The organism is Pseudomonas sp. IT-P253 (assembly GCF_949768125.1).
Lineage (GTDB): Bacteria > Pseudomonadota > Gammaproteobacteria > Pseudomonadales > Pseudomonadaceae > Aquipseudomonas.
On record NZ_CATKPT010000014.1, the window covers coordinates 30,089 to 53,623 of the forward strand.

The window sequence follows — 23,535 nt, forward strand, 5'->3', positions numbered from 1 at the left end:
CATGGCTATCAGCAATGCCCAGACCGGCGCACCGTCGGCGTCCGCGACATCACAAAGCAGTCCTTTGGTCATGCGCATCATCGGCGCGGTGGCGCTGGCGCATTTGATCAACGACCTGATTCAGTCGGTTCTGCCGTCTATTTACCCGATGCTCAAGGCCAATTACGGCCTGACCTTTACTCAGGTCGGATTGATCACGCTGACGTTCCAGCTGACGGCCTCTTTGTTGCAACCCTGGGTTGGCTACTACACCGATCGCCACCCCAAACCCTGGCTATTACCAGCCGGGACGGTCTGCACCTTGATCGGCATCCTGATGATGTCGATGGTGGGCACCTTCCCGTTGATACTGCTGGCGGCGGGGTTGATCGGTATCGGCTCGTCGACTTTTCACCCGGAAGCGTCTCGTGTGGCACGACTCGCCTCGGGCGGGCGTTTCGGCCTGGCGCAATCGACCTTTCAGGTCGGCGGTAATGCGGGTTCGGCTTTTGGTCCATTGTTGGCGGCGGCGATTATCATTCCCTACGGGCAGGGCCATGTTGCATGGTTCGGGTTATTCGCCGTGTTTGCCCTGTTTGTGCTCTATCGGATCAGCCGCTGGTACGCCAACCACTTGAACCTGTTCAAGCTCAAGGCCGGCCAGGCGGCGACTCACGGGCTGTCGAAAAACCGGGTGATCAGTGCGTTGGTGGTGCTCGGATTGCTGGTGTTCTCCAAGTATTTCTACATGGCCAGTTTCACCAGCTACTTCACGTTTTATCTGATTGAGAAGTTCGACCTGTCGGTCGCCAGTTCGCAGCTGCACTTGTTCCTTTTTCTTGGCGCGGTCGCGGCGGGGACCTTCTTCGGTGGACCGATCGGCGACAAGATTGGCCGTAAGGCTGTGATCTGGTTTTCGATCCTCGGCGTGGCGCCGTTCACCCTGATCCTGCCTCACGTCGACCTGTTCTGGACCAGCATTCTGAGCGTGCTGATCGGCTTCATCCTCGCCTCGGCGTTCTCGGCCATTGTGGTATATGCGCAAGAGCTGGTGCCGGGCAATGTCGGGATGATCGCCGGAGTATTCTTCGGGTTGATGTTCGGTTTTGGCGGGATTGGCGCGGCACTGCTGGGGCATCTTGCGGATATTCATGGCATCGAATACGTGTACTTCCTGTGTTCGTTCCTGCCGTTGTTTGGTGTGCTGGCTATCTTCCTGCCAAGGACCCAAAAGGCCTGAACCCACTCCATCCTGTAGGAGCGAGGCTTGCCCGCGAAGGCCGTTACGCGATAGTCCAGATTCACCGCGTCATCGTTCTTCGCGGGCAAGCCTCGCTCCTACGGGACCGAGTGTTGTCCGGATTTCAGGCACAAAAAAGCCGCGTTAGTACGCGGCTTTTTCTTGGGCGGGTGCTTCGTCCTGAATAAGCTTAGACGTTGAAACGGAAGTGCATCACGTCGCCGTCTTTAACGATGTAGTCCTTGCCTTCCAGACGCCATTTACCGGCTTCTTTGGTGCCGGCTTCGCCCTTGTACTGGATGAAGTCGTCATAGGCGATCACTTCGGCGCGGATGAAGCCTTTCTCGAAGTCGGTGTGGATCACGCCAGCAGCTTGCGGTGCGGTAGCACCGACACGGACGGTCCAGGCGCGGACTTCTTCGACACCGGCGGTGAAGTAGGTCTGCAGGTGCAGCATTTCGTAGCCGGCGCGAATCACGCGGTTCAGGCCAGGCTCTTCGAGGCCCAGGGCTTCGAGGAACATGTCTTTTTCTTCGCCGTCTTCCAGCTCGGCGATTTCGGCTTCGATCTTGTTGCAGACCGGAACCACCATGGCGCCTTCTTCTTCGGCGATGGCTTTGACGATGTCCAGCAGCGGGTTGTTCTCGAAACCGTCTTCAGCGACGTTGGCGATGTACATGACCGGCTTGGTGGTCAGCAGATGGAAACCACGAATCACCGCTTTATCGTCGGCGCCCATGTTCTTCATCAGGGTGCGCGCTGGCTTGCCGAGGGTGAAGTGAGCAATCAGTTGCTCCAGCAGACCCTTCTGGACCACGGCGTCCTTGTCACCACCCTTGGCGTTGCGGGCGACTTTCTGCAGTTGTTTCTCGCAGCTGTCGAGGTCGGCGAAGATCAGTTCCAGGTCGATGATTTCGATGTCGCGTTTCGGGTCGACGCTGTTGGAGACATGAATCACGTTCTCGTCTTCGAAGCAGCGGACCACGTGAGCGATGGCATCGGTTTCACGGATGTTGGCGAGGAATTTGTTGCCCAGGCCTTCACCTTTCGATGCACCGGCAACCAGGCCAGCGATGTCGACGAACTCCATGGTGGTCGGCAGGATGCGCTTTGGATTGACGATGACTGCCAGGGCTTCCAGGCGCGGATCCGGCATCGGCACGATACCGGTGTTCGGTTCGATAGTGCAGAAGGGGAAGTTCTCGGCCGCGATCCCGGATTTGGTCAGGGCGTTGAACAGGGTGGACTTTCCGACGTTAGGCAGGCCGACGATGCCGCAATTGAATCCCATGGTGTTTTCCCCGAGGAGTAGAGTCAGGCCTTCTGGCTGTGCAGGTTTTTCATCGCGCGGTTCCATTCACCGGCGAGGATATCCGGCAGCACGCCGAGGGCAAAGTCGATGCTGGCATCGAGTTTTTCCTGTTCGGCGCGTGGCGCACGACCCAGGACGAAATTTGAAACCATACTGGCAACGCCCGGGTGGCCAATGCCAAGCCGCAAGCGGTGAAAGGTATTCTGATTGCCCAGTTGCGCGATGATGTCGCGCAACCCGTTGTGACCGCCATGGCCGCCGCCCTGTTTGAGTTTGGCAACGCCAGGTGGCAAGTCGAGTTCGTCATGCGCCACGAGGATTTCTTCGGGCTTGATGCGGAAGAAGCCAGCGAGTGCCGCCACGGCCTGGCCGCTACGGTTCATGTACGTGGTGGGAATCAGCAGACGAACGTCCTGACCCTGATACGAATAGCGTCCGGTCAGGCCAAAATATTTGCGATCGGCCACAAGGTTTACGCCTTGTGCGTTCGCGATGCGCTCAACAAAAAGGGCCCCTGCGTTATGCCGGGTCTGTTCGTATTCAGCGCCTGGATTTCCCAGGCCAACGATCAGTTTGATGGCAGTCACGATAGGGGCCCTTCTTTGGAGTGGTGGATAACATCGCCGCAATCAGGGAGAGCGGCGAAAGTGGACGACAAGTGCTCATTTACCATTATGTAAACTCCGCGTTCTCGCCCGCTTTCTCGCTACGCTCTAGTCCGCGATGTTTCCGGTCACTCCGGCGAACAGAGTGAAATTACTCTGCTGCGCCTTCAGTAGCTTCTGGAGCAACACGTGGAGCGTGAACGTTGGCAACAGCCAGGTCGTTACCGTGAGCCAGAGCAACAAACTCAACGCCTTTAGGGGCTTTGAGGTCGGACAAGTGAATGATCGAGCCGACTTCGGCATCAGCCAGGTCAACTTCGATGAATTCAGGCAGATCTTTCGGCAGGCAGGACACTTCGACTTCAGCAATAACGTGCGAAATTTCGCCGCCTTTCTTGATCGGAGCCGCTTCGCCAACGAAGTGTACAGGCACGGTAGCGGTCAGTTTCTGGCCAGCTACAACGCGTACGAAGTCAGCGTGCATCACGTGGCCTTTAGCCGGGTGACGCTGCAGAGCTTTGATGATTACGTTTTGCTTGGTGCCACCAACGTTCAGCTCGATGATGTGGCTGTAAGCCGCTTCGTTTTCGAGCAGTTTGGCAACTTCTTTGGCCAGCATGCTGATGGATTCAGGGGCTTTTTCGCCACCGTAAACTACAGCTGGAACCAGGCTCGCGAGACGACGCAGGCGGCGGCTCGCACCTTTCCCCAGGTCGGAACGCACTTCAGCATTCAGAGTAAATTCGTTCATGTTGTATCTCCAAAATAACCACATTCGCCCCAGCGTTTGCGACCAGCGCTAAAGGCGATATGGGCAAAAAAGCCCCGCCCCGACAGGAATGCCGGGGCGGGGCGCTTTTCGTCAACGAAATGTTCGAGAAGGGCAGGGCCCTTAACGGAACATCGCGCTGATCGATTCTTCATTGCTGATGCGGCGGACCGCTTCGGCAACTACCGGCGCGATATCCAGTTGGCGGATACGCGAGCAGGCTTGAGCAGCAGCGGACAACGGGATGGTGTTAGTCACCACCAGTTCATCCAGCATGGAATTTTCAATGTTTTCGATCGCCCGACCGGACAGCACAGGGTGTGTGCAGTAGGCGAAAACCTTGGCAGCGCCATGCTCTTTCAGGGCCTTGGCCGCGTGGCACAGAGTGCCGGCGGTATCGACCATGTCATCGACCAGAATACAGGTACGCCCTTCGACATCACCGATGATATGCATCACTTCAGAGTGATTGGCTTTCTCACGGCGTTTGTCGATGATCCCGAGATCCACACCCAGGGATTTGGCAACAGCACGTGCACGCACGACGCCGCCAATGTCCGGGGACACGATCATCAGGTTTTCGAAGCGCTGATCTTCAATGTCATCCACCAATACCGGGGAGCCGTAGATGTTATCTACCGGAATATCGAAGAAACCCTGGATTTGGTCAGCATGCAAATCAACCGTGAGAACACGGTCGATGCCGACTACGGTAAGCATGTCAGCAACGACTTTCGCGCTGATAGCCACACGTGCGGAACGCGGACGGCGATCCTGACGGGCATAACCAAAGTAAGGAATAACAGCAGTGATACGAGTAGCCGAGGAGCGGCGGAAGGCATCAGCCATCACTACCAGTTCCATCAGGTTATCGTTGGTCGGAGCGCAAGTCGGCTGAATAATGAAAACATCTTTACCGCGGACGTTTTCATTGATCTCGGCTGTAATTTCGCCGTCGGAAAATTTACCGACAGAGATGTCACCGAGAGGGATATGCAGCTGACGTACAACACGCCGAGCCAGATCGGGGTTAGCGTTCCCCGTAAAGACCATCATCTTGGACACGCGCAGTACCTGAAGGCTGAGGGTAACCTGGATGAGTATAGGAAAATGGCAGGGGCGGCTGGATTCGAACCAACGCATGGCAGGATCAAAACCTGCTGCCTTACCGCTTGGCGACGCCCCTGTATCTGTTGCAACGAGTACCCAGTACTCGATTCCTTTTAGAGCAGGCTCTGCAGCTTGCGATGCAACATCGAAACGTTGCTTCCCTTTGCTACAAACCCTGTAAGGGTCTCTGTAAGAAGGGCCGAGACTTTATCAGCTTCAGCTTTGCTTGGGAAGCCCCCAAACACACAACTTCCAGTTCCGGTGAGTTTTGCTTCGGTAAATTTACCTAACAAATTCAATGCGTTACGTACATCTGGGTAACGCCTTGCTACCACCGGTAAGCAGTCATTTCGACTGTTTCCCTTGGGAACGGGGCGCACTTTAATGGGAGAAGAGTTACGTGTCAACAACGGATCTGAAAAAATTTCTGCTGTACTTACAGATACTTGCGGCACGAGCACGAGATACCACGGTTCCTCGGGGTCTACAGGGGTGAGTTTCTCCCCCACGCCCTCGGCAAAAGCCGCGTGCCCTCGCACGAAAACCGGGACGTCGGCACCCAGTGTCAGGCCCAGTACGGCCAGTCGATCCTCGTCCCAGCCCAGTTGCCAGAGATGGTTCAGGCCGAGCAGCGTCGTCGCGGCATTTGAGCTGCCGCCACCAATTCCACCGCCCATGGGCAGGATTTTGTCGATCCAGATATCGATGCCGAGCGCACAACCGGATTGCGCCTGAAGTTTTTTCGCGGCCTTGACGATCAGGTTGCTGTCGTGGGGAACGCCTTCGAATTCGGTGTGCAAACGAATCACGCCGTCGTCGCGCACGGCGAATGTGATTTCATCGCCGTAATCGAGAAACTGAAAAATTGTCTGCAGTTCGTGATAACCGTCTTCTCGGCGACCGAGGATGTGCAGCATCAAATTGAGTTTGGCCGGCGAGGGCAGCGTCAAGCGTGGAGCTGTCATGTTCACTGCCCCAATTTGCGAGGTTGCCATTCCTTGATCACCAGCGTGACATCAAGGTCGGTGCCATGCAGTTTGATCCGCTCGGGCAGCCAATAGCCGTTTTGTTCGGCATAGCTCAAGTACTCGACCTGCCAGCCATCCTGCTCCAGTTTGGCCAGGCGGCTATCGGCATCCAGAGTCAGGTGGCTTTTGCTGTCGGGAGCCGGAAGTCCACGAACCCACCAGGCCAGATTAGAGACTGGCAATTTCCAGCCCAGCTGTTCTTCGAGCAAGGTTTCCGGGTTCGGTGCGTCATACCGACCCTGATTGGCCACTTCCAGCGAGACCTTGCCCGGGCGACCGGTCAGGCGTGCTGCGCCGCGACCCAAGGGGCCGGAGAGGCGAATATCGTAGTAATCCTGGCGTTGCAGCCAGAACAACGTGCCGCTGCCCGAATCTTTCGGAGCCCGAATGCCGATTTTGCCGTTGATTTGCCAGCCATCAAGGCCTGCGAGCTGTTGTTTGTGCTCGCGCCATTGGGCGGGGTTACCGTGGCCCTCGACCGATTCGCGAGCGCCGAAGCCTGCACAGCCGGCGAGCAGGGCGATGAAACTGAAAACGATAATGTGGCGCAAAAACATAATCTTAAAGAGTCTCTGATCCGGTCAGGCGCTTGATGGTGCCGCGCAGGGTTGGGCTGTCGGGTTGCTCCTTGAGGAACTTGCCCCAGATTTGCTTGGCTTCCCGTTGCTTGCCGTTGGCCCACAGGACTTCACCCAGGTGAGCGGCGACTTCCTGATCGGGGAAGCGGTCCAGCGCCTTGCGCAGCAGGCGTTCGGCCTCGTCGAGATTGCCCAGGCGATAGTTCACCCAGCCGAGGCTGTCGAGTACCGCCGGGTCTTCCGGATTGAGCTGGTGAGCGTGTTCGATCAGGGCCTTGGCTTCGGCGTAACGTGTCGTACGGTCCGACAGGGTGTAACCGAGGGCGTTGAGTGCCATTGCGTTGTCGGGATCGCGCTTGATGATCAGCCGCAGGTCTTTTTCCATCTGCGCCAGGTCATTGCGTTTTTCCGCTTGCATGGCGCGGGTGTAAAGCAGATTCAGATCGTCCGGGTATTGCTGCAAGGCTTTCTGCAATACGTTCCAGGCCTTGTCGCCCTGTTTGTTGGCGGACAGGGTTTCGGCTTCGATCAGATACAGCTGAATCGCGTAATCGGGTTGTTCATCGCGTTGCGCCGCCAGGCGGCTCTGCGCTTCGGCGGTCCTGCCGTTATTCATCAGGATATCGGCTTGACGCAGTTGTGCCGGCAGGTAGTCGTTGCCCGGGCCGACCAGGGCGTACTCGATCAGCGCGCCTTGAGGGTCGTTGCGCTCCTCAGCGATACGACCAAGGTTCAGGTGCGCCGAATCAACGTGGCTTTCTCGTGCGATCAAGTCTTCCAGGTAACCTTTGGCCTCGTCCCAAGCTTTGGCTTCCAGGCACACCAGGGCCAGGGAATAACGCAATTCATCGTCTTCCGGATACTGCTGGACGAGGCTCGAGAACTCGGCTTTGGCGTCGTTCATACGGTCCTGTTCAACCAGCATGCGCGCATAGGTCAGGCGCAGGCGCTTGTCGTCCGGGTATTTCTTGATGCTCTTTCGCAACAGAGGCAAGGCTTCAGAGCCACGATTGAGCGTTTGCAACAGGCGCGCGCGCAGCAGAATGGGGGCTATTTCACCTTCGTCCGGCGGATTGTCTTCCAGCAAAGCCAGTGCGCCTTTGCTGTCACCGTCCTGTTGCATCAGCAAGGCCTTGCCGAAAATCAGCTGGCCGTTTTTTGGATGGCGCTGCAATAAACGATCAAAGCTTTTCATCAAGCCGTTGCGCGTCTCCTGGTCGGTATCGGCCGCGGACAAGGCGAGGAAGTCGAAATGCGTATCACCCTTGCCTTGCAGGACTTTTTCCATATAGACCATGGAGTCGTCATAGCGCCCGGCGCGGGCCAGTTGCACGGCTGCGGCTCGTTGCGCTTCGAGATCGCTCGGGGCGTTTTTTGCCCAGATCAGCGCGGTATCCAGGGCGGCCTGATCGGCGCCCAGGTATTCGGCGATGCGGAATGCGCGCTCGGAGATGCCCGGATCCTGAGTATTGATGGCCTGGGTCACATAGTTGTCCAGGGCAATGTCGAAACGATTGCGCTGGCCAGCCAATTCAGCGCTCAACAGACTGAAGATGGTTTCTTCGCTGAATGAGCTATAAACCTTGGGCTTTTCAGGAGCCGGAGTGCTGTCTTCGACCGGCGACGTACCGTCCGGTGAAACGGGTGCCAAGGCCTGGCAGCCGCTGAGGAAGACAAAAGCAAGGAGCAACGCGGAAGATCTATTCATATAGGAAGAGGACGACTAACCTGCGGTCGGATCATCATGACACAAGCCTTCGGCCAAACATAACCATGTAGGAGCGAGCTCGCTCGCGAAGAACCTGAGGATAACGCGTTTTATCCAGTGAGCCCGCGATATCGTTAACGACCTTCGCGAGCGAGCTCGCTCCTGTAAAAAGGTCTTTATAAACGCAAGCTGGCAGGACAATAGTCAGCGGTAGTTGTTCTGGCTCTGTCGAAGTAGGACAATTGCCGGCTTCACGTCACCATCAGCGACCTTGAATGGCCTTCCTTGCACTCGGTATTAACCACAAGACTGCTTCAGTAGACGTCCGCGAGCGCGTGGCCTTTACCCCTGAGCAGCTGGTGGAGGCCTTGCAGCAGCTCTGCCGACTCACCGACAGCCGCGAAGCTGCGATCCTCTCCACCTGCAATCGCAGTGAACTCTATATAGAACAGGATCACCTTTCGGCTGACGTCGTGTTGCGCTGGCTGGCTGATTATCACCATTTGAGCCTCGAAGAGCTGCGCGCGAGCGCTTATGTGCATGAAGACGATGCGGCAGTTCGTCACATGATGCGGGTCGCCTCCGGGCTCGATTCGCTGGTGTTGGGCGAACCGCAGATTCTCGGTCAGATGAAATCGGCCTATGCCGTGGCCCGCGAGGCGGGCACCATTGGTCCATTGCTCGGGCGTTTGTTTCAGGCGACGTTCAATGCGGCCAAGCAAGTGCGCACCGACACCGCCATTGGCGAGAACCCGGTGTCCGTGGCGTTTGCCGCGGTTAGCCTGGCGAAACAGATTTTCAGCGACTTGCAACGCAGCCAGGCCTTGCTGATCGGCGCCGGCGAAACCATTACCCTGGTCGCCCGTCACCTGCACGAACTGGGGGTGAAACGCATCGTCGTGGCCAACCGCACCCTTGAGCGCGCAAGCATTCTGGCAGAACAATTCGGCGCTCATGCCGTATTGCTCTCGGACATTCCGGCAGAGCTGGTGCGCAGCGATATCGTCATCAGTTCCACGGCCAGTCAGTTGCCGATTCTGGGCAAAGGCGCGGTGGAAAGCGCCTTGAAGCTGCGCAAGCACAAGCCGATCTTTATGGTGGATATCGCCGTCCCTCGCGATATCGAGCCTGAAGTCGGCGAGTTGGACGACGTTTACCTCTATAGCGTCGACGATCTCCACGAAGTCGTCGCAGAGAACCTCAAGAGTCGTCAGGGTGCGGCCCAGGCGGCCGAAGAGATGGTCTCGGTCGGCGCCGAAGATTTCATGGTCCGCTTGCGCGAACTGGCGGCGGTGGATGTGCTCAAGGCCTATCGCCAACAAAGCGAGCGCATGCGCGACGAAGAATTGCAGAAAGCCCAGCGCATGCTGGCCAACGGTAGCAGCGCCGAAGACGTGCTGGTGCAACTGGCGCGGGGCCTGACCAACAAACTCTTGCATGCACCGAGCGTGCAGTTGAAAAAGCTTTCTGCCGAAGGTCGCCTCGACGCACTGGCCATGGCCCAGGAACTCTTTGCCCTCGGTGAGGGCTCATCGGATAGCTTTTCGGATAAAAAACCGCAATGAAAGCGTCACTGCTCAATAAGCTGGACATCCTCCAGGACCGTTTCGAGGAACTGACTGCCTTGCTTGGCGACGGCGAAGTCATTTCCGATCAGAACAAATTCCGCACCTATTCCAAGGAGTACGCGGAAGTCGAGCCGATTGTCGACACCTATAAACAGTTGCTCAAAGTGCAAGGTGACCTCGAAGGTGCTCAGGCACTGCTAAAAGACAGCGACCCGGACATGCGCGAAATGGCCGTGGAAGAAGTCCGCGAAGCCAAAGAGCAACTGATCGACATTGAAGCCAGCCTGCAACGCATGCTGCTGCCCAAGGACCCGAACGACGGGCGCAACGTGTTCCTCGAAATCCGTGCTGGCACCGGCGGTGACGAGGCGGCGATTTTTTCCGGCGACCTGTTTCGCATGTATTCGCGTTATGCCGAGCGGCGTGGCTGGCGGGTAGAAATTCTCTCGGAGAACATCGGCGAACACGGCGGCTATAAAGAAGTCATTGCCCGGGTCGAAGGCGACAGCGTCTATGGCAAGCTGAAGTTCGAATCCGGTGCGCACCGCGTACAGCGTGTGCCGGCCACCGAATCCCAGGGCCGCATCCACACCTCGGCCTGCACCGTTGCGGTGTTGCCTGAGCCAGATGAGCAGGAAGCAATCGAGATCAACCCGGCAGATATACGGGTCGATACCTACAAGTCCTCGGGGGCCGGCGGTCAGCACGTCAACAAGACCGATTCGGCGATCCGCATCACCCACTTGCCGTCCGGTATTGTCGTCGAGTGCCAGGAAGAACGTTCCCAGCACAAGAACCGTGCGCGGGCGATGTCCTGGCTGTCGGCCAAACTGAACGACCAACAGACCAGCGCCGCTGCCAATGCCATCGCCAGTGAGCGTAAATTGCTGGTGGGTTCGGGGGATCGCTCCGAGCGGATCCGCACGTACAACTTTGCCCAGGGCCGGGTCACCGACCATCGGGTCAACCTGACGCTGTACTCCCTCGACGAAATCCTCGCGGGTGGTGTCGATGCGGTGATCGAGCCGTTGCTGGCCGAGTACCAGGCCGACCAATTGGCGGCCATAGGTGAGTAAATGACGATCATTGCCAGTTTGCTGCGCGCCGCTGACTTGCCCGATTCGCCCAGCGCGCGCCTGGATGCCGAATTGCTGCTGGCGGCCGCCTTGGGCAAGTCCCGCAGCTTTTTGCACACGTGGCCGGAACGTATCGTGCCGAGCGAAGCGGCACTGATATTTGCCGAGTATTTGCAGCGTCGTCGTGGCGGAGAACCGGTGGCCTACATTCTGGGTCAGCAAGGTTTCTGGAAACTCGATCTGGAAGTCGCGCCGCACACGCTGATCCCGCGCCCCGACACCGAGCTGTTGGTGGAGGCCGCGCTGGAGTTGCTGCCCGCGACCCCGGCCAAGGTCCTTGACCTCGGCACCGGCAGTGGCGCCATTGCGTTGGCCCTGGCCAGCGAACGTCCGGCCTGGACCGTCACTGCGGTGGATCGCGTACCGGAAGCCGTGGCCCTGGCCGAGCGCAATCGTCAGCGACTGCACTTGAACAACGCCACCGTGCTGAGCAGCCACTGGTTCAGCGCACTGCAAGGTCAGCGTTTCCAACTGATTATTAGCAACCCGCCCTACATTGCGTCGGCCGATCCGCATCTGGTGGAGGGCGACGTACGCTTCGAACCGGCCAGTGCGTTGGTGGCCGGCATCGATGGGCTCGACGATTTGCGATTGATCGCGGCCCAGGCGCCGGCTCATCTCGAAGTCGGTGGCTGGTTGATGCTTGAGCACGGTTACGATCAAGCCGCGGCAGTGCGTGATTTGCTGCTGACCCAAGGCTTTGAAGCCGTCCACAGCCGCACCGATCTGGGCGGTCACGAACGTATCAGTCTGGGGCGCCTACCGTGCTGAATGATCAGGAATTATTGCGTTACAGTCGGCAGATTCTGTTGCAGCACGTCGATATCGACGGCCAGTTGCGACTGAAAGAAAGCCGGGTGCTGATCGTCGGTCTCGGCGGTCTCGGTTCGCCTGTGGCGCTTTACCTGGCGGCCGCGGGGGTTGGTGAACTGCATCTGGCGGATTTCGATACCGTCGACCTGACCAACCTGCAGCGCCAGATCATTCACGACACCGACAGCGTGGGTGTGAGCAAGGTTGACTCGGCTATCCGCCGCTTGAGCGCGATCAATCCCGAGATTCAATTGATTGCCCATCGCACGGCGCTGGACGAAGATTCGATGGCCGCCGCCGTGGCCGAAGTGGATCTGGTGCTGGACTGCTCCGACAATTTCTCTACCCGCGAAGCGGTCAACGCCGCGTGTGTGGCCGCCGGCAAACCCTTGGTCAGCGGCGCGGCGATTCGCCTGGAGGGCCAGTTGTCGGTATTTGACCCGCGCCGTCCAGAGAGCCCGTGCTACCACTGTTTATACGGGCATGGCACTGAAGCCGAATTGACCTGTAGCGAAGCCGGCGTCGTGGGGCCTTTGGTGGGATTGGTTGGCAGTCTCCAGGCGCTGGAAGCACTGAAGCTTTTGGCGGGTTTTGGTGAGCCGCTGGTGGGGCGCCTGTTATTGATTGATGCCTTGGGCACACGCTTCCGTGAATTGCGCGTCAAGCGTGATCCGGGTTGCAGTGTCTGTGGTACTGCGCATGCGTGAAGCGCCGATCGGCGTGTTCGACTCCGGTGTCGGTGGCCTTTCGGTGCTGGCCGAGATTCAGCGTTTGCTGCCCAATGAATCGCTGCTGTACGTCGCCGATTGCGGGAACATTCCTTACGGCGAGAAAACCCCGGAGTTCATCCGCCATCGTTGCAGCGTGATGGCTGGTTTTTTCCAACGCCAGGGTGCCAAGGCTTTGGTACTGGCCTGCAATACGGCGACCGTCGCCGGGGTTGCGGACCTGCGACGCGATTATCCCCAGTGGCCTATCGTCGGCATGGAACCGGCCGTCAAGCCGGCCGCCGCCGCCACTCGCAGCGGCGTCGTCGGGGTGCTCGCCACCACCGGCACCTTGCAGAGCGCCAAGTTCGCCGCATTACTCGACCGCTTTGCCACCGATGTGCGGGTCATCACTCAGCCGTGTCCGGGGTTGGTGGAGCTGATTGAGAACGGCGATCTGCACAGTCCCGCCCTGCGCCAGTTGCTGGCCAGATATGTTGAACCGCTGCTGGCTGTCGGGTGCGACACGATAATTCTCGGCTGCACGCATTATCCGTTCCTAAAACCATTGCTTAAGCAGATGATCCCCGACGACATCAGCTTGATTGACACGGGTGCCGCTGTTGCGCGGCAACTTCAGCGCCTGTTGGCCGAACGTGAGTTACTGGCCGAGGGGCCTGTTCGTGCCGCGCAGTTCTGGACGAGTTCCGATCCAGAACATTTCAGAAATATCCTGCCTACACTGTGGAATAGCTCTGGGATTGTGCGAAGCTTCGAGGGATAAATAAAACACTGGGGAAACACGAGTCATTATCGGGGTAACTTTCTGATTAAGCGTCGACTTCTATCGGTTTAGCTCTGCTGAGCAACAAAAAATCATACAAAATCGTTCGGAAAAGGATGTTTCTAGTGAAGCGACTATTCTGCTTGGCCGCGATTGCGGCCGCACTAACGGGGCACAGTTTTACCGCACAGGCGGCAGGCGTGGAGTTCGGGGTCGGCCAGACCGGCGATTCGACCATGACCTATCGACTGGGTATGCAGTTCGATTGGGACAAGAGTTGGCTGCAGAGTGACGTCGGTCGCTTGACCGGTTACTGGAGTGGCGCCTACACCTACTGGGAGGGTAAAAAGACCAACAGCAACAACAGTCTGTCGTTCTCGCCAGTGTTTGTTTACGAGTTTTCCGGTCAGACCGTCAAACCGTACGTCGAGTTGGGGATTGGCGTAGCCTTATTCTCCGATACCAGACTTGAAAGCAGAAACCTCGGGAGTGCTTTTCAGTTCGAAGACCGATTCGGCGTTGGTCTGCGCTTTGCGGGCGGACATGAAGTCGGGGTTCGTGTGACGCACTATTCCGATGCAAGTATGAGCATTCATAACGACGGCTTGGAAAGCTACGCATTGCACTACACGATGCCATTGTAAGACTGGGTGTTTTTAAAGGTGGGAGCGAGCCGGCTCCGGGCGGCGTTCCGAAGATAGCGGCCTGTCAGTCGATGTTGATGTCGACTGGTTCACCGCTTTCGCGAGCCGGCTCGTTCCCACTTGTACTCGGTTAGCTTCGAGCTCAGCGATACGCAGTGGTAATCCCCTGGCGCTCGTCGATACATTCCGGCGCGCCCGTCTCGAACTCCCGACAGATCAACGGGCGTTTTTCGTAGATGGTGCACATCATCGTGTTGCGATCCAGCGCGGCGCACCAGCCGTCATCCAGGCGCAGCATGACTTCCCCACCCCAATCATCGGTATCGATAAAACGTTCGGGCACGCCAGTGTCGGTGATCAGCATCACTTCGAGCTGACAGCAACAGGCTGCGCAAGTCGAGCAAGTGATCGCCGGTTCGGCGATTTGCGTGTGGGGAATGGTCTTCATGGCGCGCAGTGTAAGGCAGTGGGCTGCGGGAATGTGAAAGGTCTGACGGACGTTTAGCAGCATCTACCGCCGACCAAACGCTGTGCCATGATGCAGAAGCGGATAATTGCGATGTTCACGGCACATCCTTGATCGGCGGACTGCTGCGCACCATGCGTTTGCCGATGGCGAGTTTCGCCCCGTTGGGCATTTTTGACAGCGGCCAGAGGGCCGCCATGAACAGCGCCGGAAATGCGATCTCCAACGGACGATTTTTCAGTTTGGCGAAGATGTGCTGCGCGGCTTTGCCCACCGGCCAACTGAGCGGCGTCGGGAAATCGTTTTTCGCGGTCAGCGTCGTCTCGACAGAGCCCGGGCTGACCACGGTGACTTCGATGCCTTCGGGCGCCAGGTCAATGCGCAATGATTCGAACAGATAACGCAGCCCCGCCTTCGATGCGCCATACGCCTCCGCCCTTGGCAACGGCAAGTAGGTGACTGAACTGGCGACACCCACCAAGTGCGGCGCGATGCCTTTGTGTAACAGGGGCTGAGCGGCTTCGATGCAATAACTGCTGGCCAGCAGATTGGTGCGCACTACGTGCTCGACGAGCGACGAATCGAACTGCCTGGCGTCGACGTATTCGCACGTACCGGCATTGAGAATCACCGTGTCCAGCGAACCCCAGTCTTCAGCGATTTGCTCGCCGATTTCGCGTACGGTCTGGCTGTTGGTCAAATCACCGGCCACCACCAGCACTTGCCCGGGATAGCGTTGGGACAAGACTTTTAGTGGCGCCAACGAACGAGAACTGACAGCCAGGTGGGCACCGGTTTTCAGGATTTCCTCGGCCAGCGCGGCGCCAATGCCGCTGCCGGCACCGGTCAACCAATATCGTCGTGGGGGTGTAAGGTTCATCCCATTCTCCATTTCAGCCAGGCAATCGCCCGACCCAATTTGGGTACATGTTCGTAAAGTAGTGCCCCTGCGTTCAGGTCCTCAAACTGCAGGGCAAAATGCCACAGGGAATCATTCATAACCACCTCCGGCATTTATTCTCGATGGCAGGTTTTTAAACGCAGCCAATGCACGGACGCGGGAGGCGCTCAGATCAACGATCGGCGCTGGATAATCCGCCACGCCGAACAGCCCGTCGAGGTCCGCCGGATTGTGTAGTTCTTTTTTGTTCAGACCGGTCAGTTTCGGTAGCCAGTGCTTGATGAACAGGCCTTCGCTGTCGAATTTTTCTGATTGGCTGAGGGGGTTGAAAATCCGGAAGTAGGGCGCCGAGTCGGTGCCGGTGGACGAGCTCCACTGCCAGCCGCCGTTGTTCGCCGCGAGGTCGCCATCGATCAGATGCCGCATGAAAAAGCGCTCGCCTTCACGCCAGTCGATCAACAGGTTCTTGGTCAGGAACATCGCCACCACCATGCGCAGGCGGTTGTGCATCCAGCCGGTTTCGAGCAGTTGGCGCATCGCCGCGTCGATGATGGGCAAACCCGTGCGCGCCTCCTGCCAGGCGGCGAGTTCTTCGGGGGCGTCGCGCCAGGCCAGGGCTTCGGTTTCCGGGCGGAAGGCGCGGTGGCGGGAAACTCTCGGGTAGCCCACCAGAATGTGTTTGTAGAACTCGCGCCACAACAGTTCGTTGATCCAGGTAACCGCGCCGACCTTGCCGCTTTCGAACTCGCCCTGATTGCTTTGCAGGGCCGCGTGCAAGCACTGGCGTGGAGAAATCACCCCCGCCGCGAGATAGGCCGACAGCTGACTGGTGCCCGGTTTAGCCGGGAAGTCGCGCTCACTTTTGTAGGCGTCGATCCGGGTATCGGCGAAGGTGTCGAGGCGGCGCCGGGCTTCTGCTTCACCGGCGGGCCAGAGGGCGCGCAAGGTGTTGCTGGGCGTTTCGAAGCTTTCGACATGCAAGGGGATTTCATCGCTGTCGATGTTCAGCCGCGATTGTGCCATGGGCGCGCATACTCGATTCGGCAATGAATGCCGCAGGCGGTCGTAGCAAACTTTGCGAAACTGGCTGAAAACCTGGAAATAGGTGCCTGTCTTGGTCAACACGGTTCCGGGTTTGAACAACAACTGGTCGAGGTGGCTGTTGAAGTCGATGCCGTTGCTTTTCAGCCTGTCGGCCACCGCTGCATCTCGACGGCTTTCGTGGATGCCGTATTCCTCGTTGACGTGTACCGCGTCGATCTTCATTTGCTGGCACAGGTCTAGCAAAACGTTCGGCGCTTCATCCCAGCGAGAGGCCGTGCGGATCAGCAGGGGAATGTTCAGTTCATCCAGCGCGCGGCTTAACTCACTCAGGTTGCGCAGCCAGAAATCCACTTTGCAGGGCGCATCATCGTGCTCCCGCCATTGCTCCGGGCTCAGCAGATACACCGCCACGCTCGGTCCGCGGGCTGTGGCGGCCGAGAGGGCGGTGTTGTCATGTAGGCGCAAGTCGCTGCGCAGCCAGATCAATTGCATGGAAGTGCCGGCACGACTCATTTAAATAAACCCGCGCTGAACCAGGTTCTGATGCGCCGATAAGGAATCTTCGGCCAGGAACAAATCAGCGATTTCTGAAGTTTTTACGGTCAACTCGGCGTGGTGGATGCGTACCGTTGGTCCGACAATCATTATCGGGCAGCGGACACCATTCAAAAGTTTCGGCAACTGCGACAGGTTCATGGCTTTGCTGGAATACAGCAGTACGCCACGGGCTTGCAGGTGATCGATCGCCAGCGCGAGTTCGCCCGTCGGCAACGGCCAGTCGAACACTTCCACCGGGCAATCTGCGCTGCTGATCAGCCACGCGGTGAGCCACAGATGAGGTTCCAGTGGCAGGTCCGAGTGATTGATCAACAATAGCGGCGCGGTGCGTAACTGACGGTTGTTATGGTAGATGCGTGCGCCGAATTTGCTGCGTAACCAGGAATAAAAAAATACGCGCTCCATCTGCGCACCGAACTGGCCCTGCCAGCGTTGTTCCAGTTTCGCCAGCAACGGCATCAGCAGTTGTTCGCACAAGGTCCGCGGCGGATACAACGCGATCGCCTGGTTGATGGTGTCATCGAGGGTGCGTTCGTTCAGATGGGTCACCGCTTGCAGCAGTGTCTGGCGCAGAACCTGCCAATCGCTTTCGATGGATTCGGTAAAGGCGTGCGGGGTGTCGAGTAGCTGTTTGACCTGGCTGACGGCCACGCCACGGTTGAGCCAGGTGAGGATCGTCAGGATGCGTTGCACGTGTTCGGCACTGAACAGTCGATGCCCCTTGGGCGTGCGCTGCGGCACGATCAGCCCGTAGCGCCGTTCCCAGGCGCGCAAGGTAACGGCGTTGACGCCGGTCTGCCGGGCAACTTCACGGATCGGCAGCCAACCTTCGTCGAGCGCTTTTTTGAAGTCGGTGCCAAGGTCTTCACTGGCGCTGGTGTCGAGTGGGGTTTTCATTAAATTGCGTTTCGCAGGCTGAGGCTTTCCGGGTGCGGTTGCAGGTAAACCTGTTGCGCAATGTACGGATCCGGGTGTTGACGGAAGTAGTGTTTGAGCAACGTTAACGGCACCACCAGCGGCACGATGCCGTGGCGGTACTGGCCGATGACGTGCTGCACTTCCTGTTTGTCTTCTGTGCTGATGACCTGTTTCAGGTAACCGCTGAGGTGTTGCAGTACGTTGGTGTGGGTGCGGCGCGTGGCGCATTTTTTCAAGGCGGCCATCAGCTCGCCGAAATAGCGTGGGCCGAGTTCTTTCGGGTCAGTCTGGCCCATGTTGCCCAACAGATTGCCCAGGGTTTTGTATTGCTCCGGGTGGTGGGCCATCAGCAGGTATTTGTAGCGCGAATGAAATTCGACGAGTGCGCGGCGGGTCAGGCCTTCTTGCAGTAATTGCTGCCAGGCGTTGTAGGCGAGTACGCGGGTAAGGAAGTTTTCCCGCAGCACCGGATCGTTGAGACGGCCGTCTTCTTCCACCGGCAAGTTCGGGTGCAGCGTGCAGAAAGCCTGGGCGTAGATGCCACGACCACCGCCATCGACCGGCGCACCGTTGGCCTGATAGACCTTGACCCGGTCCAGGCCGCACGACGGAGATTTTTGCATGAAAATGTAGCCGCAGATGTCGCCCAGCTCGGCGGCCATTTTCTGACCATAGTCGGCGAGCGGCCGGGTGACATTCAGTTTGGGCTGAGCAGTGCCCACAGCTTCGGGATGTTCAGCGTCGCCGACCAATCGGATCGGTTGTCGAGGGATACCCAGGCCGATCGCGACTTCCGGGCACACCGGAACGAAATCGAAATACTCCGCGAGCGTGCGGCTGCACAAGCGCGATTCCTTATGCCCGCCGTTGAAGCGTACCTCGGCACCCATCAGGCAGGCGCTGATGGCAATTTTCGGTTTTACGCTGGCGTGGGGCATCGGAGTACCTCGAATCCAAACCTGTACAGAATTTAATTTCTGTACAACGTGAGTTCATCATAGATTCAAAGGTGTACAAGTCAAATTGTTTGTATAGGTTTTTCAGACGGTAACAGCACCCTGCTCGCGAAGAACGATTACGCAGTGGGACTGCCGGACCGCGCTGGCTGCTTCGTGAGCAGGCTCCCACAAGATCTATTTCCAGCCATGTAGCCAGATGCGGTTTATTGCAGATGCGCTTGCAGGCGACGGGCAGCTTCCTGTCCGCTGAGCCAGGCGCCTTCGACACGGCCGGACAGGCACCAGTCACCACACACATACAGACCCAGATCAGCATCTGCCAACACCCCCCATTCATGGCTGCTGGCGGGGCGGGCGTAGAGCCAGCGATGGGCGAGGCTGAAGGACGGAGCGGGCATGGCGCTGTGGAGCAGTTCGGCAAATGCGCCATGCAACTGTTCGATCACGGCTTCCTTGGATAGATCGATATGTTGCCGGCTCCAGGCGCTCGTCGCGTGCAGCACCCAGGTATCCATCGTATTGTCGCGCCCTGGTTTGCTGCGGTTGCGAGCCAGCCAGTCCAGCGGACTGTCCTGCACGAAGCAGCCTTCCATAGGGGTATCCAGTGGTGTCTCGAACGCCAGTGCAACCGCCCAGGTCGGGTCCATTTTTACCCCGGCAGCGGCACCGGCAAGTTTCGGCGCGGAGGCCAGCAGTGCGGTCGCTTGAGGCGCCGGCGCGGCGATGACCACATGACTGAACGGACCATGCGTGAAGCCCTCGGCGTCCTGCAGATGCCAGTGTTCTTCACCACGATAGACCTCGGTGATACGGCAGGCGAAATGCACTTCCAGGTCGCCGAGCAGGCCACGGGTGATGGCGCTCATGCGCGGCGTGCCGACCCAGCGCGTTTGCTCGTCCGGGGACAGGTTGAGCTGGCCACCGTGGAAGGTGTAGAGCAGTGGCGTCCACTCGGCGACCCAGCCATTGGCTTGCCAGCGCTGGACTTCAGTGACAAAACGACGATCGCGTGCGGTGAAATATTGTGCGCCCATGTCCAGAGCCCCCGCATCGCTGCGTTTGCTTGACATGCGTCCGCCACTGCCGCGGCTTTTATCGAAAAGTTGAACGACATGCCCGGCTTCCGTAAGGGCCTGGGCGGCTGAGAGTCCGGCGATGCCGGTGCCGATGATTGCGATAGGTACAGTCATAGGGGCCTCGTTTACCTTTCTGTACAGACTACGCCGTGGTTGAAACCTGTACAATAATGTTTTTTGGTATAACTTTTAGCGTTCTCGTTCTGACAGGTTGGCCTATTGTTAATCACAGAGCCTGCCCGATACCAAAGATCCCTGCTTATAAAAATAGACTAGTGATCAAGGTAAAACGCCACGCGAGGAAGAAGTCATGCACATATTGCTGACCGGCGGTACTGGTTTGATAGGACGTCAGCTCTGCCGGCTCTGGTTGAGTCAGGGACATAAACTGACGGTCTGGAGTCGCAAGCCTGCAAAAGTCGCGAAAATCTGTGGCGCCCCAGTGCGTGGCATTGCCCGGCTCGAGGACATCGGTCAGGACCCGGTCGATGCAATTATCAATCTGGCGGGCGCCCCCATTGCTGACCGACCCTGGACTCACAGGCGCAAAGCGTTGTTGTGGAGCAGCCGGATCACCCTGACCGAAACCCTGCTGGCCTGGCTCGAAAGCCGCGAGCAGAAACCGTCGGTGTTGATTTCCGGTTCTGCAGTCGGTTGGTACGGTGACGGGGGGGAGCGAGAACTGACCGAGGACTCGCCTCCGGTCAACGAAGATTTCGCCAGTCAGTTGTGCATTGCCTGGGAGGAAACCGCCCAGCGTGCCGAAGCCTTGGGCATGCGCGTCATCCTGATTCGCACCGGGCTGGTGTTGTCCGCCGAGGGCGGCTTTTTGTCGCGGTTGTTGCTGCCGTTCAAACTGGGGCTGGGCGGGCCTGTCGGCAATGGTCGGCAGTGGATGCCGTGGATCCATATCAACGATCAAATCGCCCTGATTGATTTTCTCCTGCATCAGATTAATGCCCGCGGTCCTTATAATGCCTGCGCGCCCAAACCGGTGCGCAATCGCGAGTTCGCCAAGACGTTGGGCAGTGTGCTGCACCGCCCGGCGTTCCTGCCCATGCCGGCCTTCGCGTTGAAGGTGGGCCTGGGCGAGTTGTCTTTGCTGTTGTTGGGAGGGCAGCGCGCCACACCGGTTCGTTTACTGTCAGCGGGTTTCACTTTCAAGTTCACTGATTTGCGCGCGGCTCTGGACGACCTGTCCAGCCGCCTCTGAAATAGGACGTTGCATGACCGATCACGCATTGCTTCTGGTCAACCTGGGCTCACCTGCCTCCACCTCGGTGGCGGATGTGCGCAGCTACCTCAACCAATTTCTGATGGACCCGTATGTGATCGACTTGCCTTGGCCGGTGCGACGTTTACTGGTCTCGCTCATCCTGATCAAGCGTCCGGAGCAGTCGGCCCATGCCTACGCGTCAATCTGGTGGGAGGAGGGCTCGCCGCTAGTGGTGCTCAGCCGTCGCCTGCAACAGGCCATGACCACACACTGGGCCCGTGGCCCTGTTGAGTTGGCGATGCGTTATGGTGAGCCGTCCATTGAATCGAAACTGTTGCAGCTGATCGCGCAGGGCCACAAGCGAATCACCCTCGCGCCGCTCTATCCGCAGTTTGCCGACAGTACGGTGACCACGGTAATCGAGGAGGCCAAGCGAGTGGTACGGGAGAAGAAACTCGATGTGCAGTTATCGATTCTTCAACCGTTTTACGATCAGCCGGAATACCTCGATGCATTGGTGGCCAGCGCCAGACCTTATCTGGAGCAGGGTTTCGATCACCTGTTACTGAGCTTTCATGGCTTGCCGGAGCGGCATCTGAAGAAGCTCAATCCGGGTCACAGTTTCGAAGGCGGAGGCGATTGCTGCGCCGATGCGCCGCCGGAAGTGGTTGCGACCTGTTATCGCGGCCAGTGTTTGCGCACCGCGGCGCAATTTGCCAAACGCATGGGCTTGCCGGAGGGCAAATGGTCAGTGTCGTTTCAGTCGCGTCTGGGCCGGGCGAAATGGATCGAACCCTACACTGAAGCGCGCCTTGAAGAACTGGCCAATAGCGGCGTGAAAAAGATTCTGGTGATGTGCCCGGCGTTCGTCGCCGATTGCATCGAGACGCTGGAAGAAATCGGTGATCGCGGGCTGGAGCAGTTCCGCGAGGCGGGGGGGGAGGAGTTGGTGCTGGTGCCTTGCCTCAACGATGACCCGCAGTGGGCGCGGGCGTTGAGTGCCTTGTGCGAAAGGGCACCGTTGGCCCTTTAAAAGTCTTCGCGGGCAAGCCTCGCTCCTACAGGATTGCGTCGTTCTTTGAGATGACACAAAACCTGTAGGAGCGAGGCTTGCCCGCGAAAGCATTCTTGAGGCTGGCTTACAACAACGGCTCATTCGCCTTCTTGTGCTTCCAGCTGTCATTACCCGGTAGCAGCAGGTTCAGCGCAATCGACACCACCGCGCACAGCGCGATGCCTTTGAGGCCGAAGTCGTCCGGACCCGTGCCGGTGCCGACCAGCATGCCGCCAATCCCGAACACCAGCGTCACCGATACAATTACCAGATTGCGCGCCTCGGCCAGGTCGATCTTGTGGCGAATCAGCGTGTTCATGCCTACCGCCGCGATCGAACCGAACAACAGGCACAGAATCCCGCCCATTACCGGCACCGGAATGCTTTGCAGCAGCGCACCGAACTTGCCGATAAACGCCAGGCTGATGGCAAAAATCGCCGCCCAGGTCATGATTTTCGGGTTGTAGTTTTTGGTCAGCATCACCGCGCCCGTTACTTCGGCGTAGGTGGTGTTAGGCGGACCGCCAAACAAACCGGCTGCCGTGGTGGCAATGCCATCGCCGAGCAGGGTACGGTGCAAACCCGGCTTTTTCAGGTAATCGCGGCCGGTCACGCTGCCCACGGCAATCACGCCGCCGATGTGCTCGATGGCCGGAGCCAGCGCCACTGGAACGATGAATAGAATCGCCTGCCAGTTGAACTCTGGTGCGGTGAAGTGCGGAATCGCGAACCACGGTGCGGCAGCGATCTTCGCGGTATCGACCACGCCGAAGTAGAACGCCATGACAAAACCGACCAGCACCCCGGAAATGATCGGCACCAGGCGGAAAATGCCTTTGCCGAACACGGCGACGATCAGCGTCGTCAGCAGGGCGGGCATCGAGATCAGCATCGCCGTTTGGTAATGGATCAGCTCAGTGCCGTCGCCCGCCTTGCCCATCGCCATGTTGGCGGCGATGGGGGCCATGGCCAGGCCGATGGAGATGATCACCGGGCCAATCACCACCGGTGGCAGCAAACGGTCGATGAAACCGGTGCCTTTGATCTTCACCGCCAGGCCGAGGAAGGTGTAGACGAAACCGGCCGCCATCACACCGCCCATGGTCGCCGCGAGGCCGAACTGGCCCTTGGCGAGAATGATCGGGGTGATGAAGGCGAAGCTCGACGCCAGGAACACGGGCACCTGACGCCCGGTGACGATCTGGAACAGAATCGTCCCCAGGCCTGCGGTGAACAGCGCTACGTTCGGGTCGAGGCCGGTAATCAGCGGCATCAACACCAGGGCGCCGAAGGCCACGAACAGCATCTGTGCACCAGACAGCACCGTGCGCCAGAGCGGATCGTTGAACTCTTGCTGCATGC

Annotated in this window: 24 protein-coding genes and 1 tRNA gene; 9 read left to right on the forward strand and 16 right to left on the reverse strand. The window is 58.5% G+C overall.

The features are described from left to right. The first annotated feature begins 1 nt into the window (after position 1). On the forward strand, positions 2-1,219 hold the full coding sequence (locus ACM6IR_RS09675) for an MFS transporter (RefSeq protein WP_414907514.1): 1,218 nt from the start codon (positions 2-4) through the stop codon (positions 1,217-1,219). A 190-nt stretch (positions 1,220-1,409) separates the two neighbouring features. Here the strand turns inward: ACM6IR_RS09675 and ychF are convergent, their stop codons facing one another. From ychF to ACM6IR_RS09715, 8 genes are all read right to left on the reverse strand, one after another. Next, positions 1,410-2,510, reverse strand: a complete 1,101-nt coding sequence (gene ychF, locus ACM6IR_RS09680) for a redox-regulated ATPase YchF (protein WP_218538004.1) — start codon at positions 2,508-2,510, stop codon at positions 1,410-1,412. 23 nt (positions 2,511-2,533) lie between these two features. Further along, positions 2,534-3,118 carry an aminoacyl-tRNA hydrolase gene (pth, locus tag ACM6IR_RS09685; protein ID WP_201120532.1) on the reverse strand — a complete coding sequence of 195 codons (585 nt, stop codon included), beginning with the start codon at positions 3,116-3,118 and terminating at the stop codon, positions 2,534-2,536. A gap of 169 nt (positions 3,119-3,287) precedes the next feature. Beyond that, entirely contained in the window at positions 3,288-3,887 is a 600-nt protein-coding gene (locus ACM6IR_RS09690; RefSeq protein ID WP_414907515.1) for a 50S ribosomal protein L25/general stress protein Ctc, read from the reverse strand. A gap of 141 nt (positions 3,888-4,028) precedes the next feature. Next, entirely contained in the window at positions 4,029-4,970 is a 942-nt protein-coding gene (locus tag ACM6IR_RS09695) for a ribose-phosphate pyrophosphokinase (protein ID WP_003208392.1), read from the reverse strand. A gap of 46 nt (positions 4,971-5,016) precedes the next feature. Beyond that, positions 5,017-5,091 (reverse strand) — tRNA-Gln (locus tag ACM6IR_RS09700). Between the two features lie 37 nt (positions 5,092-5,128). After that, positions 5,129-5,980, reverse strand: a complete 852-nt coding sequence (gene ispE, locus ACM6IR_RS09705) for a 4-(cytidine 5'-diphospho)-2-C-methyl-D-erythritol kinase (RefSeq protein WP_414907570.1) — start codon at positions 5,978-5,980, stop codon at positions 5,129-5,131. Between the two features lie 2 nt (positions 5,981-5,982). Further along, the gene (lolB, locus tag ACM6IR_RS09710; RefSeq protein ID WP_414907516.1) at positions 5,983-6,600 is read right to left on the reverse strand and encodes a lipoprotein insertase outer membrane protein LolB; all 618 of its coding nucleotides are present in this window, start codon (positions 6,598-6,600) and stop codon (positions 5,983-5,985) included. A 4-nt stretch (positions 6,601-6,604) separates the two neighbouring features. Further along, on the reverse strand, positions 6,605-8,329 hold the full coding sequence (locus ACM6IR_RS09715) for a tetratricopeptide repeat protein (RefSeq protein WP_414907517.1): 1,725 nt from the start codon (positions 8,327-8,329) through the stop codon (positions 6,605-6,607). 275 nt (positions 8,330-8,604) lie between these two features. Here ACM6IR_RS09715 and hemA point away from each other — a divergent pair, with 275 nt between their 5' ends. From hemA to ACM6IR_RS09745, 6 genes are all read left to right on the forward strand, one after another. Then, on the forward strand, positions 8,605-9,894 hold the full coding sequence (gene hemA / locus ACM6IR_RS09720) for a glutamyl-tRNA reductase (protein WP_201120535.1): 1,290 nt from the start codon (positions 8,605-8,607) through the stop codon (positions 9,892-9,894). Next, positions 9,891-10,973: a peptide chain release factor 1 gene (prfA, locus tag ACM6IR_RS09725; protein WP_414907518.1), complete on the forward strand. Its 1,083-nt coding sequence runs from the start codon at positions 9,891-9,893 to the stop codon at positions 10,971-10,973. The genes hemA and prfA overlap by 4 nt, the downstream gene beginning before the upstream one ends. After that, entirely contained in the window at positions 10,974-11,804 is an 831-nt protein-coding gene (gene prmC, locus ACM6IR_RS09730; protein ID WP_414907519.1) for a peptide chain release factor N(5)-glutamine methyltransferase, read from the forward strand. Further along, entirely contained in the window at positions 11,798-12,553 is a 756-nt protein-coding gene (locus ACM6IR_RS09735) for a molybdopterin-synthase adenylyltransferase MoeB (RefSeq protein ID WP_414907520.1), read from the forward strand. The genes prmC and ACM6IR_RS09735 overlap by 7 nt, the downstream gene beginning before the upstream one ends. Further along, positions 12,546-13,337, forward strand: coding sequence for a glutamate racemase (gene murI / locus ACM6IR_RS09740; protein WP_414907521.1), 792 nt, complete (start codon positions 12,546-12,548; stop codon positions 13,335-13,337). Before ACM6IR_RS09735 ends, murI begins: the two co-directional genes overlap by 8 nt. Positions 13,338-13,462: 125 nt before the next feature. Next, the gene (locus ACM6IR_RS09745; protein WP_414907522.1) at positions 13,463-13,981 is read left to right on the forward strand and encodes an acyloxyacyl hydrolase; all 519 of its coding nucleotides are present in this window, start codon (positions 13,463-13,465) and stop codon (positions 13,979-13,981) included. 142 nt (positions 13,982-14,123) lie between these two features. Here the strand turns inward: ACM6IR_RS09745 and ACM6IR_RS09750 are convergent, their stop codons facing one another. The 7 genes from ACM6IR_RS09750 to ACM6IR_RS09780 all read right to left on the reverse strand — a co-directional run bounded on the left by ACM6IR_RS09750 (position 14,124) and on the right by ACM6IR_RS09780 (position 20,017). Continuing rightward, positions 14,124-14,429: a YkgJ family cysteine cluster protein gene (locus ACM6IR_RS09750; protein ID WP_414907571.1), complete on the reverse strand. Its 306-nt coding sequence runs from the start codon at positions 14,427-14,429 to the stop codon at positions 14,124-14,126. Positions 14,430-14,544: 115 nt separating this feature from the next. Continuing rightward, positions 14,545-15,327, reverse strand: a complete 783-nt coding sequence (locus tag ACM6IR_RS09755; protein WP_414907523.1) for an SDR family NAD(P)-dependent oxidoreductase — start codon at positions 15,325-15,327, stop codon at positions 14,545-14,547. After that, complete coding sequence (locus tag ACM6IR_RS09760; RefSeq protein WP_414907524.1) at positions 15,324-15,446, reverse strand: hypothetical protein; 123 nt, start codon at positions 15,444-15,446, stop codon at positions 15,324-15,326. Before ACM6IR_RS09760 ends, ACM6IR_RS09755 begins: the two co-directional genes overlap by 4 nt. After that, complete coding sequence (gene phrB, locus ACM6IR_RS09765) at positions 15,439-16,884, reverse strand: deoxyribodipyrimidine photo-lyase (RefSeq protein WP_414907572.1); 1,446 nt, start codon at positions 16,882-16,884, stop codon at positions 15,439-15,441. Before phrB ends, ACM6IR_RS09760 begins: the two co-directional genes overlap by 8 nt. A 21-nt stretch (positions 16,885-16,905) precedes the next feature. Continuing rightward, positions 16,906-17,847 carry a MerR family transcriptional regulator gene (locus tag ACM6IR_RS09770; protein ID WP_414907525.1) on the reverse strand — a complete coding sequence of 314 codons (942 nt, stop codon included), beginning with the start codon at positions 17,845-17,847 and terminating at the stop codon, positions 16,906-16,908. Then, positions 17,847-18,806: a YbgA family protein gene (locus tag ACM6IR_RS09775; protein ID WP_414907526.1), complete on the reverse strand. Its 960-nt coding sequence runs from the start codon at positions 18,804-18,806 to the stop codon at positions 17,847-17,849. Before ACM6IR_RS09775 ends, ACM6IR_RS09770 begins: the two co-directional genes overlap by 1 nt. Positions 18,807-19,030: 224 nt before the next feature. Beyond that, positions 19,031-20,017 carry an NAD(P)/FAD-dependent oxidoreductase gene (locus ACM6IR_RS09780; RefSeq protein WP_414907527.1) on the reverse strand — a complete coding sequence of 329 codons (987 nt, stop codon included), beginning with the start codon at positions 20,015-20,017 and terminating at the stop codon, positions 19,031-19,033. 196 nt (positions 20,018-20,213) lie between these two features. Here ACM6IR_RS09780 and ACM6IR_RS09785 point away from each other — a divergent pair, with 196 nt between their 5' ends. After that, entirely contained in the window at positions 20,214-21,116 is a 903-nt protein-coding gene (locus tag ACM6IR_RS09785; RefSeq protein WP_414907528.1) for a TIGR01777 family oxidoreductase, read from the forward strand. Positions 21,117-21,129: 13 nt separating this feature from the next. Next, on the forward strand, positions 21,130-22,152 hold the full coding sequence (gene hemH / locus ACM6IR_RS09790) for a ferrochelatase (protein WP_414907529.1): 1,023 nt from the start codon (positions 21,130-21,132) through the stop codon (positions 22,150-22,152). A gap of 106 nt (positions 22,153-22,258) precedes the next feature. On the opposite strand, the gene ACM6IR_RS09795 is transcribed toward hemH, so the two are convergent. Next, positions 22,259-23,533 (reverse strand): uracil-xanthine permease family protein, encoded by a 1,275-nt coding sequence (locus ACM6IR_RS09795; protein WP_414907530.1) that lies wholly within the window; start codon positions 23,531-23,533, stop codon positions 22,259-22,261. Positions 23,534-23,535: the final 2 nt, after the last annotated feature.